At 57.7% G+C, this 16,428-nt stretch carries 11 protein-coding genes; 9 read left to right on the forward strand and 2 right to left on the reverse strand.

Going from position 1 to position 16,428, the window contains the following annotated elements; all coding sequences use genetic code 11:
* The first annotated feature begins 12 nt into the window (after positions 1–12).
* From ACSSVV_RS13240 to ACSSVV_RS13250, 3 genes are all read left to right on the forward strand, one after another.
* Positions 13–2,016 (forward strand): hypothetical protein, encoded by a 2,004-nt coding sequence (locus ACSSVV_RS13240; RefSeq protein ID WP_011787107.1) that lies wholly within the window; start codon positions 13–15, stop codon positions 2,014–2,016.
* A gap of 89 nt (positions 2,017–2,105) precedes the next feature.
* A complete protein-coding gene (locus tag ACSSVV_RS13245) occupies positions 2,106–7,370 on the forward strand; it encodes a DNA repair ATPase (protein ID WP_454106371.1) in 5,265 nt (1,754 codons plus the stop codon).
* Between the two features lie 35 nt (positions 7,371–7,405).
* A complete protein-coding gene (locus tag ACSSVV_RS13250) occupies positions 7,406–9,025 on the forward strand; it encodes a hypothetical protein (RefSeq protein WP_454106372.1) in 1,620 nt (539 codons plus the stop codon).
* 153 nt (positions 9,026–9,178) lie between these two features.
* Here the strand turns inward: ACSSVV_RS13250 and ACSSVV_RS13255 are convergent, their stop codons facing one another.
* A complete protein-coding gene (locus ACSSVV_RS13255) occupies positions 9,179–10,585 on the reverse strand; it encodes an SPFH domain-containing protein (RefSeq protein ID WP_278350961.1) in 1,407 nt (468 codons plus the stop codon).
* Between the two features lie 201 nt (positions 10,586–10,786).
* Between ACSSVV_RS13255 and ACSSVV_RS13260 the strand changes: the two genes are divergently transcribed.
* The 3 genes from ACSSVV_RS13260 (at position 10,787) to ACSSVV_RS13270 (ending at position 13,571) form a co-directional block, all read left to right on the forward strand.
* The gene (locus ACSSVV_RS13260) at positions 10,787–12,106 is read left to right on the forward strand and encodes a glycerophosphodiester phosphodiesterase family protein (RefSeq protein ID WP_022993264.1); all 1,320 of its coding nucleotides are present in this window, start codon (positions 10,787–10,789) and stop codon (positions 12,104–12,106) included.
* A gap of 88 nt (positions 12,107–12,194) precedes the next feature.
* The gene (locus ACSSVV_RS13265; RefSeq protein ID WP_014422944.1) at positions 12,195–12,632 is read left to right on the forward strand and encodes a YtoQ family protein; all 438 of its coding nucleotides are present in this window, start codon (positions 12,195–12,197) and stop codon (positions 12,630–12,632) included.
* 51 nt (positions 12,633–12,683) lie between these two features.
* Positions 12,684–13,571 carry a DNA ligase gene (locus tag ACSSVV_RS13270; RefSeq protein WP_031211824.1) on the forward strand — a complete coding sequence of 296 codons (888 nt, stop codon included), beginning with the start codon at positions 12,684–12,686 and terminating at the stop codon, positions 13,569–13,571.
* Position 13,572: 1 nt separating this feature from the next.
* Here ACSSVV_RS13270 and ACSSVV_RS13275 read toward each other — a convergent pair whose 3' ends face one another.
* On the reverse strand, positions 13,573–14,172 hold the full coding sequence (locus tag ACSSVV_RS13275) for an ATP-dependent zinc protease family protein (protein ID WP_011787101.1): 600 nt from the start codon (positions 14,170–14,172) through the stop codon (positions 13,573–13,575).
* A 210-nt stretch (positions 14,173–14,382) separates the two neighbouring features.
* On the opposite strand from ACSSVV_RS13275, the gene ACSSVV_RS13280 reads away from it, so the two are divergent.
* From ACSSVV_RS13280 to ACSSVV_RS13290, 3 genes are all read left to right on the forward strand, one after another.
* Complete coding sequence (locus ACSSVV_RS13280) at positions 14,383–15,294, forward strand: esterase/lipase family protein (protein WP_022993262.1); 912 nt, start codon at positions 14,383–14,385, stop codon at positions 15,292–15,294.
* A complete protein-coding gene (locus tag ACSSVV_RS13285) occupies positions 15,291–15,587 on the forward strand; it encodes a hypothetical protein (protein WP_014422941.1) in 297 nt (98 codons plus the stop codon). Before ACSSVV_RS13280 ends, ACSSVV_RS13285 begins: the two co-directional genes overlap by 4 nt.
* A 120-nt stretch (positions 15,588–15,707) precedes the next feature.
* Positions 15,708–16,286: an outer membrane beta-barrel protein gene (locus ACSSVV_RS13290; protein WP_011787098.1), complete on the forward strand. Its 579-nt coding sequence runs from the start codon at positions 15,708–15,710 to the stop codon at positions 16,284–16,286.
* The last annotated feature ends 142 nt before the right edge of the window (positions 16,287–16,428 follow it).

The following is a 16,428-nucleotide window of genomic DNA, read 5'->3' on the forward strand; positions in this document are numbered from 1 at the left end:
GAGAATGACTAAATGGATTTATCTTGGATGATGCCAGCAATCATGACCGTCGGGGTCCTGGTTCTGCTGATACTGGGCATACTGGCCCTGTTCAAGGCGTTTTACCGCAAGGTGGACCAGGGCCAGGCCCTGATCGTGAACGACCTGTCGCCCACGCCCAAGGTGTATTTCACCGGGGCCATGGTGCTGCCGGTTATCCACCGCGCCGAGACCATGAAAATCTCGGTCATTACCCTGGAGCTTAACCGTACCGGCAAGGAAGGGCTGATCTGTAAGGACAACCTGCGGGCCGACATTACCGTTGCCTTCTACCTGCGGGTGAATGAAACCCAGGAAGACGTGCTGCGCGTGGCCAAATCGGTGGGTGTGGGCCGTGCCTCAGACCGCGATGCCGTGAACGAGCTGTTCAATGCCAAGTTCAGTGAAGCGCTGAAGACCGTTGGTAAGAAGCTCGAGTTCATGCAGCTGTTTGAGGAGCGTCAGCGCTTCCGCGATTCCATCGTCGAGACCATCGGGGAAGACCTGAACGGTTATGTGCTGGAAGACGTGGCCATCGACTACCTGGAGCAGACGCCGAAGACCTCACTGGACCCGAACAATATCCTGGATTCCGAGGGCATCAAGCGGATTACCGAAATCACCGCCCTCCACAATGTGGAAACCAACCGTCTGGAGCGGGACCAGGAACTGGAAATCCAGCGCAAGAATGTGTCGGCCCGGGAAGCGTCGCTGGAACTGGAACGCAGCCAGGCCGAAGCCGAAGCGCGCCAGCGCCGGGAAATTGAAACCCTGCAGGCCCGTGAGACTTCGGAAACCGAGCAGGTGCGTGAGCAGGAACGGGCCCGTGCCGAAGCCGCTCGCATCAAGACGGATGAAGAACTGGCGATTGCGGACGAAAACAAGCAGCGCCAGATTGAAATGGCCATGAAAGCCCGCGAGCGTGCGGTGCAGATAGAAGAAGTGCGTATTCGCCAGGCCCGGGAGCTCGAGGATGTTAATCGTGAGCGGGCGGTGGAAATCGAGCGCATTGGCATGGAAAAGGCGCTGGAAGAAGAGCGCAAGGAAATTGCCGATATCACCAGCCAGCGTATTGCTGTTGAGCGCAATGTGGCGGAAGAGGAAGAGAACATCAAGGATGTTCGCAACCGCTCTGAAGCCGACCGCTTGAAGGTGAAGAAAGTGGTGGCGGCTGAAGCCGATGCCGAAGAACTGAAGCTGAAAGATGTGAAAGCGGCCGAGGCGGCGTTTGAGCGCTCCAAGCTGGAAGCTGAGCAGATTCGGGTCACCGCCCAGGCGGAAATGGATGCAGCCGAGAAGAAATCGGTGGCTGATGAGAAACTGGCTCGCGGTCGCCAGGCCATGGCGGCTGCCGATGGTCTTGCTGAAGCGCAGGTCAAGGAAGCTCAGGCGTCTGCCATCCGGGCCGATGGTCTGGCCCGCGCCGAGGTCAAATCGGTTACCGCCAAGGCCGATGAAGAAGCCGGCATGGCCGAGGTTCGGGTGCTTGAGCAGCGTCTGGAAACCGAAGCCATGGGTGAAGAGAAACTGGGTGTTGCCAAGGCCGATGCCCGTAAGGCTATGGTTCTGGCCGAAGCCGAAGGTGAGCAGCGCATGGGCCACGCCAAAGCCGAAGCCCGCGAAGCCATGGCCAAGGCCGAAGCGGCTGGTCTGGTTGAGAAACTCAAGGCCTACGATGGCATGTCTGAGGAATCCCGTCACTTTGAAGAGTTCCGCATGAACCTGGAAGTTCATGAGAAGGAAGTGATGGCCCAGATCGACGCCCAGAAGGCTGGCATGCTGGAAAATGGCCGGGTTATGGCTGCTGCCCTGAAAGACGCCAAGTTCGAAATGATCGGCGGCGACGGCGGCATTTTCGAGAAGTTTGCCCAGGGCCTTGGCTACGGCAAGAGTGTTCAGGGCGTGCTGGACAAGTCCCCCTCGCTGCAGGCGGCGCTCTCGAACATTGCCGGCCGGGTGGCAGGTGAAAAGCCTAACCGCAGTTCCGAGACGGCCTGATAAGGCCGATGGCTCCCGGTACCGGACCCAAGGTGCCGGGAGTGCTTTCCCCTAACCGCATTCCCCTCTTTGGTTCAGGATGATTTGGTATGTCGACGGATCGCACCGAGCTCGAAAGCATTGTTCAGGAAGGTTCAGCCTTTGAAACCATCAAGCGCCGGCTGAAAGAGCAGGGCGGGCAACTGCGTGAGCAGGTGTCCGGGCTGAACCAGGCCCGCGAAGAGATCTTTGGCAGTGCCGGCATGAACGTGCTGGGCCGGGCCCGGGTGCGAACCGAAAACAACGCCATCGCCCGGGATGTGGTGCGTCTGGGCGACAAGCTGTTGTTCGGTTTCAATCTACAGCTGGGCTTGCGCAAGACGCTGGTGATTGAGGACGTGTTCCGGCTGTACCACCTGAACGACGGCGACAGCGGCTTCGAGATGACCGAAGCGGCCATTGAGGGCTCGTTTCTCAAGGATGAACGCTTCGCCACCGACTTCCGGGAACTCCAGCAGTACTACAACACCGCCACGCTGTCGCAACTGGTGATACTCAAAGGTATGTTGCTGATGGCGTTTCGCATCGGTGACAAGCTTGATGATCTTCGGGTGTTTCGCTGGGAACTGAAGCCCGATGGTGAGGTCAGCCGCTACATTGATAATCGCGGCGAGCGCGATCTGTCTTTCCCGGAACGTTTCAGTTTTCCCTGGAAAACCGTGGGCCGCGACAGCCAGGTTCAGGGCCGCTCTCCGCACCTGAACATCGCCGACACCCTGTTTGTGGATAACCTGCGGGGCAACATTACTTTCAAGGTGGAGAACAACACCTCCACCGGCGAAGGCATCTACTCGGACCCGGTGGAGTCCGATTCCCAGTCACTGGACGACGCCAGCTTCGATTTTGCCGATCTGGGCGAGATTCTGCTGGTACGGATTCTGCCGTTTAACGAAGAACACTGGCGCTATTACCTGTTCAATCGCACCGAGCGCAAGATCGAGCGGGTTGACGCCATGGCCGGTTCCGTCGCGTCGCTGCCGGACAATCACGGACTGATTTTTCCGTCGGGTTACTACCTGAGTACCGGCGAGCTAAAAACCTTCCAGATTCCCGACGGGGATTTCCGGCTCAAGCGTACCTTGCGGGCCCCCAACGGCGAAGACATGCTGTATGTCTTCTTCGAACAGCGCACCGGTCAGGTGATCCTGTTCCGCTACAACCTGATTCGCAAACAGGCGGATGTGCCACTGATTGGCCACGGTTACGCCCTGTTCGAAAACGGGCATTTGGTGATTTTCAATGCCGACAAGGAACCTACGCTGGTGCACCCGTTGCAGGTGTGGGAAACGCCGTTCACTTCTGAAAGTTTCCACGCTGCGGCGAACGTCGCCAACGATTCCGAGCTGGCGCGCATTGGCAATCCCGAGCTGGTGCGGGGAATTGCCGAGCTGAATACGGTGGTTACCCTGGTGGAGGGCGCCAGCGCCAGTGAGCGGCATTTCACCAACCTGATTCGTACCGTGGACCGTATTCTGGATCAGTTTTTCTGGCTGTCAGCGCGCCAGGAAGAAGCCCTGTTTGCCGGGTTAAACCAACAGCTCAGCACCATCCGAAGCACCGCAGAGCTGGTGCTGGATGAGTATGAGAAAGTCCAGAGCATTCGCGCCCAGACTGAAGCTGCCATTACCGAGGTCGCTCAGGACCAGGGCGCGTTGATGCGGGACCTGAAACCGGATAGCTGGAAAGCACCGGATCAGTTTGTCAGTTACCTGGCACGTTTGCGCGATCATCGCGGCCGGGTGCGAACCCTCAATGATCGGCGTTACGCCGACAAAGCCCGTATCGACACTCTTGAAGAGGAGCTGGCCGAGGCTGAGGACCGGCTGACCGAGCGCACCTTCCGTTTCCTGGCGTCGCCGGAGGCGCTGGATGGCTACCGCCAGACCCTGACCGAGTTGCAGACTGCGCTGGCCGAGGCCGACAGCCGGGATGCCCTGAAGAAGATTGTCGATCGCTATCGGGAATTGACCGAAGGCCTGGACATGATCCAGGGCATGCTGGCGTCCATGGGCGGTGACGATGCCGCGCTGGAAACGGCGATCACCGATAACATCTCGGGCATCTACGCGACCATCAACCAGCAGCGTTCCGAAGCGGAAATCCGGCTGAAAGAGCAGGGCAGTGCGGAAGCCCGGGCCCAGTTTGCGGCTCGTATCCGGCTGTTTGAGCAGAGCCTGGCGAACGGCGTCAGCGCGCTGTCGGATGTGCGCGAATGCGATGGTCTGATGACCCGGATGCTGGATCAGCTGCAGGAGCTGGAAAGCCAGTTTGGCGAATATGACGAGTTCCTGGCGGCCATTCTGGAGCAGCGCGAGAACGCCCACGAGAGCATCGAGGCACGGCGCCAGCAGCTCCAGGATCAGCAACAGCGCCGGGTAACCACGCTCACCGATGCCGCTGCCCGTATTCTCAAGAACCTGGGCCGCCGTACCGAACGTTTCAGCAGCCCTGAAGAGCTGCATGCCTTCTTCGCCTCTGATGCCATGGTTAGCCGGTTGCGCAGTATGGCCGGAGAGTTACGGGAGCTGGGCGCCGCCATGGAAGCGGACGATTGCCTGGGCCAGCTCAAAGCGGCTCAGGACACCGCCCTGCGCAGCGTTCGGGACAAGGCCGATATCTTTGAGGATGGCGGTGCCGTTATCCGGCTGGGCAAGCACAAGTTCAGCGTTAACCAGCGGGAGCTGGATCTGACCCTGATTCCCCGGGACGATCATGTGCTGCTGCACCTGACCGGAACCCAGTATTACGAGCGCCTGGAGGAGCCCGAGCTGGACCGCCTCCGGGGCTACTGGAACATGAGCCAGCCTTCGGAATCCGACCGGGTGTACCGGGCGGAGTATCTGTCGGCACTGGTAATCGATGAGTTCCGCAAGGCCGGAGACCTGCCGGTTAACGTCGCGGATCTGGATGAACTGACCGGTTACATCCGCAAGTTCGCCTCGCCCCGATACCGGGAGGGCTACGAAAAAGGCATCCACGATCACGACGCAGCGCTGATTGTCAGTACACTGTGGCCGGCGATTCAGAACGCCGGGTTGCTCCGTTTCAGCCCCAGGGCGCGGGCACTGGCCATGCTGTTCTGGGCCGGGTTGAGCCAGCAACAGAGCGCGGGCCAGCAACTGCGTTCCCGGTGCCTGTCTGCCGGCATCCTCAGCCGCATGATGCAATCGGATGAGCTGCTGGAATCCCTGCAACAGGAACTGGAACCGCAGCTCGCAAACTTTGTGGAAGAACAGCAATTGAGGCTGGCCGGGCCGGGCAGCGATGGCCGCAGCCTGGTGCACTCGGCTGCTCAGTATCTGGTGCGGCAGCTGGCGGAAGAATCCGAAGCCTTCGATATCACTCGCTATGCCGGGGATCTGGCGACCGGCTTTGTCGAAGCCCTGAAACGGGATAACCAGTTTGCCCAGTATCAGCAGGCACTGGAGGTTGTGGCCGATCAGCCGGCCGCTCGCTGGAGCATCACCAGCCACTGGCTGAAAGCCTGGATGGCCAAGACGGATCAGCAGCATCTGCTGCACTATCTTCCGGAGGCCGTGGCGGTGTTGAACGTGGGTGAAACGGTGAAAACCTCGGTCCGCAGTGTCGAACTGGCGTTTCAGATTGAGGGCCTGCTGGGCCAGCATCCCCGCATTGAAGAGCGCACGCTCAGTCTGCAGCTGGATGAATTCGACGAGCGCCTGCGTTATCACCAGCAGGAGATCATTCCTGGCTGGCAGCAGCTGCAGGAGGTGCGGCAGCAGGTACTGGAGAAATGGCGTGGCCAGTTACGGCTGGACGAGTTCCGGCCCCGCCCGCTGTCGTCGTTCGTGCGTAACAAGCTGATCAGCGAGAGTTACCTGCCGATCATTGGCGATAACCTGGCCAAGCAGATGGGCACGGCGGGTGAAGACCGCCGCACCGACCAGTCCGGGCTGCTGATGATGATCTCGCCGCCGGGCTACGGTAAAACCACGCTGATGGAATACGTGGCCAACCGCCTGGGTCTGATCTTCATGAAGATCAACTGCCCGAGCCTGGGCCACGACGTGATGTCGCTGGACCCCGAAAAGGCACCGCATTCCACCGCCGAAGCAGAGCTGATCAAGCTTAACCTGGCGTTGGAAATGGGTAACAACGTGATGTTGTATCTGGACGATATCCAGCACACTCACCCCGAATTCCTGCAGAAGTTTATCTCCCTGTGTGACGGCACGCGCCGCATTGAAGGGGTGTGGCGCGGCAAGACCCGCACCTACGACATGCGTGGCAAACGTTTCTGTGTGGTGATGGCCGGGAACCCATATACCGAGAGCGGCGAAGTCTTCAAGGTCCCCGACATGCTCGCCAACCGGGCCGACATCTACAACCTGGGTGACGTGCTCTCCGGCATGGAGCATGCCTTTGCGTTGTCCTACATCGAGAACAGCCTGAGCTCCAACCGGGTGCTGGCACCGCTGGCCACCCGGGGCATGGCGGACTTTTACCGGTTCGCCGATCTGGCCGAAGGCAAAACGGTGGCGGATTCGGACTTTGAACACGACTACAGTGCCGCCGAGCGCGATGAAATCGTTGCCCTGCTGAAGAAAATGATCCGGGTGCGGGAAACCGTGTTGCGGGTCAATCAGGCTTACATTGCCTCCAGCGCCCAGGCCGAGGCTTACCGAACCGAGCCCACCTTCAAGCTGCAGGGCAGTTACCGGAACATGAACAAACTGGCGGAGAAGCTGTCACCGGTAATGAGTGACCAGGAGCTGGAAGCCCTGATTGATGACCACTATCAGGGCGAGGCTCAGCTGCTGACCTACGGCGCCGAAGAAAATCTGCTCAAGCTCAAGCAGATGCGCGGCACCATGACCGACGAAGAAGCGGCGCGCTGGCAGGCTATCTGTGAAGAATACCGCCGCCGTCAGCAAGCCGGTGGCGACGAGGAAACCGGGGTGAAAGTGGTTCGCCAGCTGGGCCTGATCTCGGAACATTTGCAGCAACTGGGGCAACAGCTGGTTGCCGGACTGGACAACGGAAAACACCCGGAACCTGATCTGGATAAAGCCCTGAGCCAGCTGTCCCGTTCCCTCGAAACCGGCCTCACCGAAGGCCTGCAATCGGTACAGCTGAATCCCGCTGTCACCGTCAACCTGGACAGCCCGCCCCAGGTGGGCGACGCGCTGATGGCCTTCGCCCGGATCTTTGAAGAATCCATTGTGCCGCTGGTGAAAACCATGGATGGCAAGCTGGACCTGGATCTGAAAACCCAGCAGGAAATGAGTCGTGTGTTGAGAGTGATCCGTGACTTGCAGGACAGATTGCTCACTCAGGATGGAGCTCAGAGCTAAATCGTAAACAAGGCAAGAAAAGGATGTTGCCCATTATGATCAAGGAAGATGTGCCTGTGCCGGCCGCCACTGAGTTTATGGAAGCACTCAATAGTGGTAACCACCTGAAGCTCATTCGGGAATGGGGTGACGTCCTGTTTCACACCGTGTTCATTAGAGAACACCCGGGGCTCGAATTACCAATGCTGTACAGTGTTGATGATCACCGCAGTTTTTTGGCAAGCCCGGACGCAAATGAAGTGCAAGAAGCCCTCCTGGAGCGCCTTGTCTTGGCGGAAGACGCCGATGTTTTCGTCAGGGCCGTACCGTTACGGGAGTTGGCCAGAAACGCCCACATGCTGGGAGCCTGGCTGAACTGGTTTGATGCCAAGATCATCATGGACAGTTCACTCATGGAACTGTTGGGGATGAAAGCCTTGGTGACGCTGGATGATGGGCAAGAGAGACTTTATCAAGCGAAGGTTTATGCCTCCCCTGCACTGAATAAGAGCGGCACCTCGGCTAACGTAAGTGCCCAGATCTGGAAAGTCAGTGATATTGAGGGTGGGGCCGGCCTTCAGCGGACCCGTGAGTTCTTTGTTTATGATGACAGCAAATCCTTTGCGTTCGCAGAGAACGAAGGCTCAATCCTCTCTTCACGCAAGCTCAGCCAGTTAAGGGCCAAGGAGGCGATGCTCTTTGGCACCTGGGCGTCGCCGGTCTATAACTTTGAGGCTGTAACCAAGGATGCAGTTAGGGAAGCGGATCACCTTGTTGAGGACACCTATGTTCCTCACCCATCATTGCTGGATGAGGCGTTACTGGACTCATTTCGTGAACTTGAGCGGGCTATAAACAATGAGATCATGCCCGATGCACGCCGGCTTCATCTGGACGTTAGCAAAGGTCAGGTTTTCGCCGAACTGGAAGAGCCCGGAGATGACGAGCTGGATAGAGTCGAGGGCCGTAAATTCTGCATTGTGTTTGATGATCACCCAGAGTGGTGCCTGTGGCTGGGCGGCGATGGCTTGGCAGTGACGGACTATTCGGACGAGGTCTGGTTGCCAGAATCGCCCGGACGTCATGAAGTTCCGGAATCTCTGCGTTTGAAAATAGTTCGGGCCATCGCCTGGACGTTATTCTGGAAGGGGCGAGAGCCTGGTTCGCGAGTGTCGCTGATTCCCGGGCAGTTTGCGGGGCTAAGGCCTTTTCGCCCGGATAATCTGGACCGGATCTTTCATCCTCCCCTGGACGATACCCGGTTCCCGGCACTGGCTTCTATGCCTTGCGGCGAACAACCGTTGCCTGTGCTGGTGCATGGTGAGCTACCCGAAGGTTATGTGGTTGAAGCACTGGAAGACCTGCAAGTGTCAGCGGCAGAGCTGCCAAGGGGAACACTGCGCCGAGACAGTCTGCTGTTGAATGGAGTCGTTCATTTTGGCTCGATGTGCGGGCCTATTGTGGTGCCGCAGACGGCCATCGAGTTCCCTGACGAGTGGTACACAGGTATTCGAACCTCTAACACTCAACTCATTTCCGATTTGAAGGCGTTTCTGTGGGATCAGTCCAGGGTTATGCCTGCAACTGAAAAAGATCCGGATGATCCCGGTGCGGTGATTGGCATCTGTCTTGGGATTATGGCTTTCCTGTTGGTGCTCGTTCTTGTGCTGAGCTGAGATACGCGGCATGGCAATGGATGGCTTGTCATAACAGCGCCTTAAGTGCAGGCCATTCGTTGAATAACAGGAAATGGTTTTGTCCTTGGTTTTTTGACAAGAGCGTTCGCAGGGTGTGACCAGAAGAGGTCACACCCCCACGTCGTAGAGTGTTTATGGCGCTGTCGTAGTGTTCGCCCTCCGCAACTGCTCCATAGCACCAAGACTGGTAAATACTTCCAGGCTACTGACTGGGCTGGCGCCTGCGTCGGCCCCGACATAGTAGTCCGGCATATCGATGGTTACGTCCTTCAGGGCCGGGTACATTACCTGGGCGATATCGCGCTGGATTTCGGCCATGTAGATATCCCGGGCGGCCTGTTTGGCCAGCAGGTGTGCCTTGGCGACTTCGGCTTCCGCCAGGCCTTGCTCACGAATGGCTTTTGCAGCGTAGGTGGCGGCTTCGGCATTGGCTTTCTGGATGTCTCTCTCAGCAACCGAGATTTCCAGCTGCTTCTGTTTCTCCAGCACGGCTACGGCCTTTTCTTTCTCTTTGCGGACGGTTTCCAGTTCTGCCTGCTGACGCTCCATTTCCACTTCTTTCTGCTTGGAAATAATGGCCAGTTCTTTGCTGCGCTGGGCGTCCTGGATGGCCCGGGCCTTCTCGATCTCTTTTTCCAGCTGCGCGGTTTTGGCTTCGGCGCGGGCGGTTTCCTGGGCCTGGATCGCGGTAATCCGCTTGGCGACCAGGTCCTTCTTTTTCACCAGCAGCTCATCCAGTCGCTTCTCGGGCAGCGGACGACCAATGGTCACCTGGCGTACCTGAATGCCATAAGCATCCAGCGGGTTGGCAATGCGCTTGGCTTGGCCGGCGCTGTCCTGCAGGATGATGTTCTTCCAGACCAGCTGCACTTTCCGCTCCAGCCGGTCGCCGTCGTCATTGGTTGAAGATACGGCAGCCAGGTCGGTCTGCTCCACTTCCACCTGCTGTCGCTCGGTTTCGTAAAGGCCATTCTGCAACTGGTCTTCCAGTTGAACCTTGAACTTGTTCAGACCACCCTGGAAGAACTCTTCGCCGGTGTACTGGGTGGCGGTCACTACGGTCACGTTTTTGGCGTTCTTGATCAGCAGGGAATCGATCAGGTTGTCGTAGCTGCGGAACTCACGATGCATAGCCACAATCTTTTCGGGATCTGCTGACAGTCGGAACCGGAAAGTGGCCGGAATCCGGGCGGTGTAGGTGTCAGCGAACTGCACTTCCACTTCGCCCAGCTGGCGGGTGGATTTGATCTTTTCACCGCTCTCCTGGTTACCGAAACTCAGGGTCATGGCCTGATTGTAGGTATAAACGTTTGAGAAGAACGGCACTTTGAAGTGCAGGCCGGGCTCGGTGAACACGCGGATGGTGCCAAACAGGGTGTCCTGAACCACATAGGTGTAGCCCAGCTCCGTGGTAAAGAAGGAAGACATGGCCAGGAAGACCGCGAACAGCGAGCTTGCGATGGCCAACAGATATTTTTTCAGATTATTCAGAACAGCAGAGAGCATTTTCTCTGTCCGTGAGATTGCCGGGGCGTCCATTCGATACTCCAGATGGGTTCTTGGGGCGGCCGAATGTACCGGAATGTCGTAAATAGTGTGTAGGAAGATCAGTCAGATCCTTGTAGGAAAAGTCTGCATATGAAGAGAAGTTGATCGGCTGGTCAAAAAAACGTCATGCGGTGGTCATGGCTCTTGTGAACACTGACGCTGCAGTATCATTCATTTCACAAGGAGCAGGTTATGAAGTTACGCGTTATCGCAAGTGTGGTGTTGAGTACTCTGATGGCCGGAGCCGCCAATGCCACACCGGGCTGGCATGATGAACGTCAGTGGATGCCGCCTGGGCTGGAAAAGGCATGGCACGATCACCAGGGGCATAAAGGTTGGTACAAGTATCAGGGCAAGCCATCGGTTCAGGTGGGCGCGAGGCCGTACTGGTTGGTTGAGGATATGGATGACGGCCCGCTCAAGGAACGTCTCAAGAGCTGTGACGTGCGCAACTTCCAGGCTACGGACTTCTCGATTGGCCACCGGGGAGCGCCCCTGCAGTTCCCGGAACATACCCGGGAGTCCTACATCGCCGCCGCCAGGATGGGCGCTGGCATTCTGGAGTGTGATGTTGCTTTCACCAAGGATCGCGAGCTGGTGTGTCGCCACGCCCAGAATGATCTGCACACCACCACCAACATTGTCACCATTCCGGAATTGAACGCGAAGTGTACCCAGCCGTTCGTCCCTGCTGATCCGGCATCCGGCACTCCGGCCAAGGCTGAATGCCGGACCAGTGACATCACCCTGGCGGAGTTCAAGACCCTCGAGGGTAAGATGGACGCCTACGATCCGATGGCGACCACACCGGAAGAGTATGTCGGCGGCACTGCTGACTGGCGCACCGATCTGTATGCCAGCCGGGGCACCTTGATGACCCACCGCGAGAGTATAGAGCTGTTCAAGTCACTGGGCGCCAAGTTCACACCGGAGCTTAAAACGCCAGTGGTCGATATGCCGTTTGAGGGCGAGTACAGCCAGCGGGACTACGCCCGTCAGATGATTCAGGATTACATCGACGCTGGCATTAACCCGAAAGATGTGTGGCCGCAATCGTTTAATCTGGACGACGTACTCTTCTGGGTGAATGAAATGCCGCGCTTTGGTGAACAGGCAGTGTTTCTGGATCAGTCGCCGATCACGCCGGATACAGAGTCTCTGGCGCACATGGAAAGCCTGAAGTCCCGGGGCGTGAACATTCTGGCGCCAGCGCTCTGGAAAATGCTGGCGCTGGATAGTTATGGCGAGATTGAACCGTCTGAGTATGCCCGCAATGCCCGCATGGCTGGTCTTGATCTGATCGCCTGGACCGTGGAGCGTAGTGGTCCCCTGGCAAATGGCGGTGGCTGGTATTACCAGACAGTTTCGGATGCCATCAATAACGACGGCGATGTCATGAATGTGATTGATGTGCTGGCTCGGGAGGTGGGCGTCATTGGTGTATTCTCGGACTGGCCGGCCACGACCACCTATTACGCCAACTGCATGATGAACCCGAAAGGGCGCCGTTAGCTGGAGCTGTAACACCTGTCTGATGCCTACATTAAAGCCGGCCTGTAGGTTAGACTGGCCGGCTTTAAACTGGCGTAAGGAGCCCAACATGATCTGGACCGTATACCTCTCCGGCGAAATCCACACCGACTGGCGCGAGCAGATTGCTGCGGGTGCCGAGGCGGCGGGCCTGCCGGTAGAGTTCACGTCTGCCAATACCGATCACGAATCCAGTGATGCCGCAGGTGACTTCCTGGGCAAGCCGGAGAACAATTTCTGGCGTGACCACCAGTCGTCCAAGGTAAACGCCATCCGCACCAAAACCCTGCTTGAGCAGTGTGATCTGGCGGTCATCCGCTTTGGTGACAAGTACAAGCAGTGGAACGCGGCCTTCGACGCCGGTTATTGTGCGGCCATGGGCACGCCATACATTACCCTGCATGACGAAGACATTGTGCATCCGCTCAAAGAAGTGGACGCCGCCGCCATGGCATGGGCTCAAACGCCGGAACAGGTGGTAGAGCTGCTGAAGTATGTAACGGCTTAAGAGCCGCAATATCGGAATTCTGTAAACAGGGACGTAACAGGGCAAAGGACTATGCCACTCTGCAATACCACCCGTGTCAGGGCGATGCCTCTGGCATTCAGTTTTATTGTTGTATCAATCTTCCTTTCAGCGTTTGGGCACGCCAGTGGCCGGCCGCCGGCTCTTCCGCTCGCCAATGTCTACCATCCCGGGGTCAATCTGGAAGAGTACTGGGTCAGTGAAAAGCTGGACGGTGTCCGGGTATTCTGGGATGGCGAGACGCTCTGGTCTCGGGGCGGGTACAGGTATAGCGCACCGGCCTGGTTTACCCGTCAGTTTCCCGCTCAACCGCTGGATGGCGAACTCTGGAGCGGTCGTGGCCGTTTTGCGGAACTATCTGGCGTAGTCCGCAAAGTTCAGCCAGTAGACCAGGAATGGCGTCAGGTGCGCTTCTACGTCTTTGATTTGCCCGAGCCAGATCGGCCTTTTGAGCAACGCTATAGACGCTTGCAACAGCTGGTGACCGCAGCAGATTCGCGTTATCTGGTACTGGTGGAACAGCGGGTAGTTGCCAGCCACGATGAGCTGATGGCCCGGCTTGAGCAAACGGTCGCGGCCGGTGGTGAGGGACTGATGCTGAAACGCCGCAAAAGTTGGTATCAGGCGGGCCGTTCAGATGACCTGCTCAAAGTGAAAAAACATCAGGATGCGGAAGCCACAGTGGTTGCTCATCTTCCCGGCAAGGGCAAGTATGAGGGATTATTGGGGGCACTGGAGGTAGAGCTGGAAAGTGGTCGCCGGTTCCGGCTTGGCACCGGGTTTACCGATGAGGAGCGGCACAATCCGCCTGCTATTGGCGCCCGGGTTACGTTCCGCTATCGCGGCCTCACGGCTACAGGCTTACCCCGGTTCGCCAGCTTTCTAAGAATTCGTAATGACGAACCGGAGAGTATCGAATAGTTCAGCCTGCCAGCGCCTTCTTACTCTCGGCGAGTTCCTCGAGGGTGCTGTATTCACACTCGTTTTCAACGATAAAGCTGCGGCCTGAGTCGATCAGGATGTTGTCATCGCGCATGAAGCGACGGCCCAGCAGCACCGGATAAGAGAACTTGCCCCGATCCGTCAGTGAAAACTGGGTTTCATGGGTTTTGCCGCCAATACAGAAGTCCATTTTTATCACGTATCGGCGTTGTGACGGCGCGCCCTTGCGCTTGATCAGAACGGTCCGGTATACCGGCCGTTCGAATTCGAGAATCACTTCTTCGTGATCAATATCCCCTTCACTGGGCTGGTCTTTGTGGTCGCCCAGTGGAAGTTGGAACCGGACCCACTCTTCATTGTCCTTCTCGAACGGTTCAACATTGACCGCATGCAGAGAGGAGGTCTTGGCACCGGTGTCGAGACGGGCTTTCAGGCGTATGCCGGTTTCGCCCATTACCACCCATTCCACGAACCCCATAACCTCGGGTTCCGGTGTGGCCTCTTCTGTGCTTTCGGCCGATGCCGGAAGCGCGGAGAAAATCAGGCTTGTCAGAGTGAGTAAGAGAACAGCAGATCGCATTGGATGCTTCCTTGTATTTTCCCGGTTAAACGACAAATACGGTTCGAAAGCGTATCAGGATTCCCTCTCTGTCGCCCTTGCGGGCAGATTAAACTTCCTTGAGCCGAAGCGTTGGCAGCCATTCGCCCGTGAGCCGTATTCTGGCCCGATTATCGCCATAGCCATTGTCCCTGGCAGGCGTACACTGGAGTTATCAACAGGAGAATGATGATGGCACCTCAGGTCTCAACCGGGCGAATCCAGCAACAGGTAGCGGCCATCGCCAGTGGTTTTCTTGGCGACTGGCTGGAGCATCGTGGCAATGGTCTTGCCGTTCCTATGTCCGTATTTGCCGGAGATACAGAGCTGCAGGTAGAGAAACCGGAACCCGAGGCGCCCGGCCGTACCCTGTGCCTGTCGATCCACGGCCTCATGGAACTGGAGTCGGTATGGGATTTTCCCTCGCGACCGGGTTACCACTATGGGCGCTACCTGGCGGAACAGCTTGGCGATGCCAGCGCCCTGAAACTGCGTTTCAACACCGGTCGGCCGATTTATCGTAACGGTCAGGAGCTGGCGGCTCTGCTTGAATCCCTGGTCAGTAACTGGCCCGTTCCGGTGCAGCGGTTGATCCTGATCGGGCACAGCATGGGCGGATTGCTGATTCGAAGTGCCTGCCACTATGGTCTGGTGAATGGGCACTCCTGGGTCACACGGAACCCGGATTGCGTGTACATCGGTTCGCCACACGATGGCTCCTGGCTGGCGGTTGGTGCCCACCGGGCGGCCGGCTGGTTAAACCGGAGATCCCGGGACTATCTGAGGGTGATTGGTGAAGTGATCGACCTGCGTAGCGAGGGTATCCGTAACCTGTCCCGGGGCGATGTCCTGGAACCCGGTGTGGAGCCTCAGCCACTGTTACCGGAGGCCCGGCATTATGTGATCAGTGGCTTGCTCCTGCGCGGTCAACAACACCCTGCGAACCTGCTCTTTGGTGACGCCTTGGTGCAGCAGGCCAGTGCTGAAGGCGCTGGCCAATCCGGCTGGCAGCTGGCGGGCTGTGCGAATTTTCCGGGTGTGGATCATATCCGCCTGGCTCACCATACATCGGTGTGCCAGCAACTGGAGGACTGGTTGGTATGAACAAGGGTAATGGCGACATGCACTGGTGGCTGGACCTGGTAGATCTGCTCGCTCACGGGGTGCAACACGGCGCGGTGAAACTGCAGCGGGTTCATTTGTCGGTGGCCGAAGAAAGCTTTCGGATACTGGAAGCTGTGCCGGTTACCCGGCCCGGAGCGAGAGTGGTTCGGGTATGGCACCACGGCATTTCCCGGCTGAGTTATGGCAGTGTGGCGATGGCGGGAGCGGCCGTGACGCGGATTACCGACGGTTATCTGCGGGAACGAGATGACAGGAATGTGAAGAAATCTTAGTCCGGTTTTAACCCGGTACCCCTGAATTCTTCTGTAGGCTGGTTTTACGCAATCGGGAAACAGGATTTCCGATTGATCGTTTCGACGAATGGAAAACCCAACCACAGAGGAAAACGCGTTATGAGCTACAAAGCTGGATTTGCGTGTGCAACTGTTCTGACTGCTGCCGTCTTCACTGCCCCTGCTGTCTGGGCTCAGGATAATGTCAGCCGCGACAAGTCAGGACCGTACATCAGTGGTAGTTACGGGGGATACAAGGCCCACGGTGGCGAATTCGAGGACGAGAACGATCTGCTTGGCGCGGCTCTGGGCTATCAGTTCAACGAATTCTTTGCCCTTGAAGCCGAATACATCGATTTTGGCAATTTCGGCGATGATGACGTGGAAGGTAAGCTTAAAGGCGCGGGCCTGAGTGCCATCGGTCGCCTGCCACTGACCGACAGCTTTGGCGTTTATGCCAAGGCCGGTGCGTTTGCTTCCGCGTTTGATGTTGAAGCCTTCGATGAGGACGAAACCTACGATGAGGTGAATCCTTTTGTCGGTGCCGGTGTCGACTTCCGGGTAACCGAACAGCTGACGGCGTTTGCTGAGTACAACCGCTACAATGTGGACATCGATGAAGACGACTTCAACGGCCAGGTAACCAACGACGGTCCGGATTTCGATACCGGTCGGGTTGGTCTGAAATTCCAGTTCTGACACTGACGTCAGTCGTTAAAAAAAGCGCAGCCCTTAGAGGCTGCGCTTTTTTGTTTGTGCGCCAGGCATGGCGCGCAGCGCCTGACTGGCGCTGTTCCCGAGGGTGGTGCCTCGGGATGACTTGGGGGTGAAAGTCCCCTGC

Source organism: Marinobacter sp. MBR-105 (assembly GCF_053628895.1).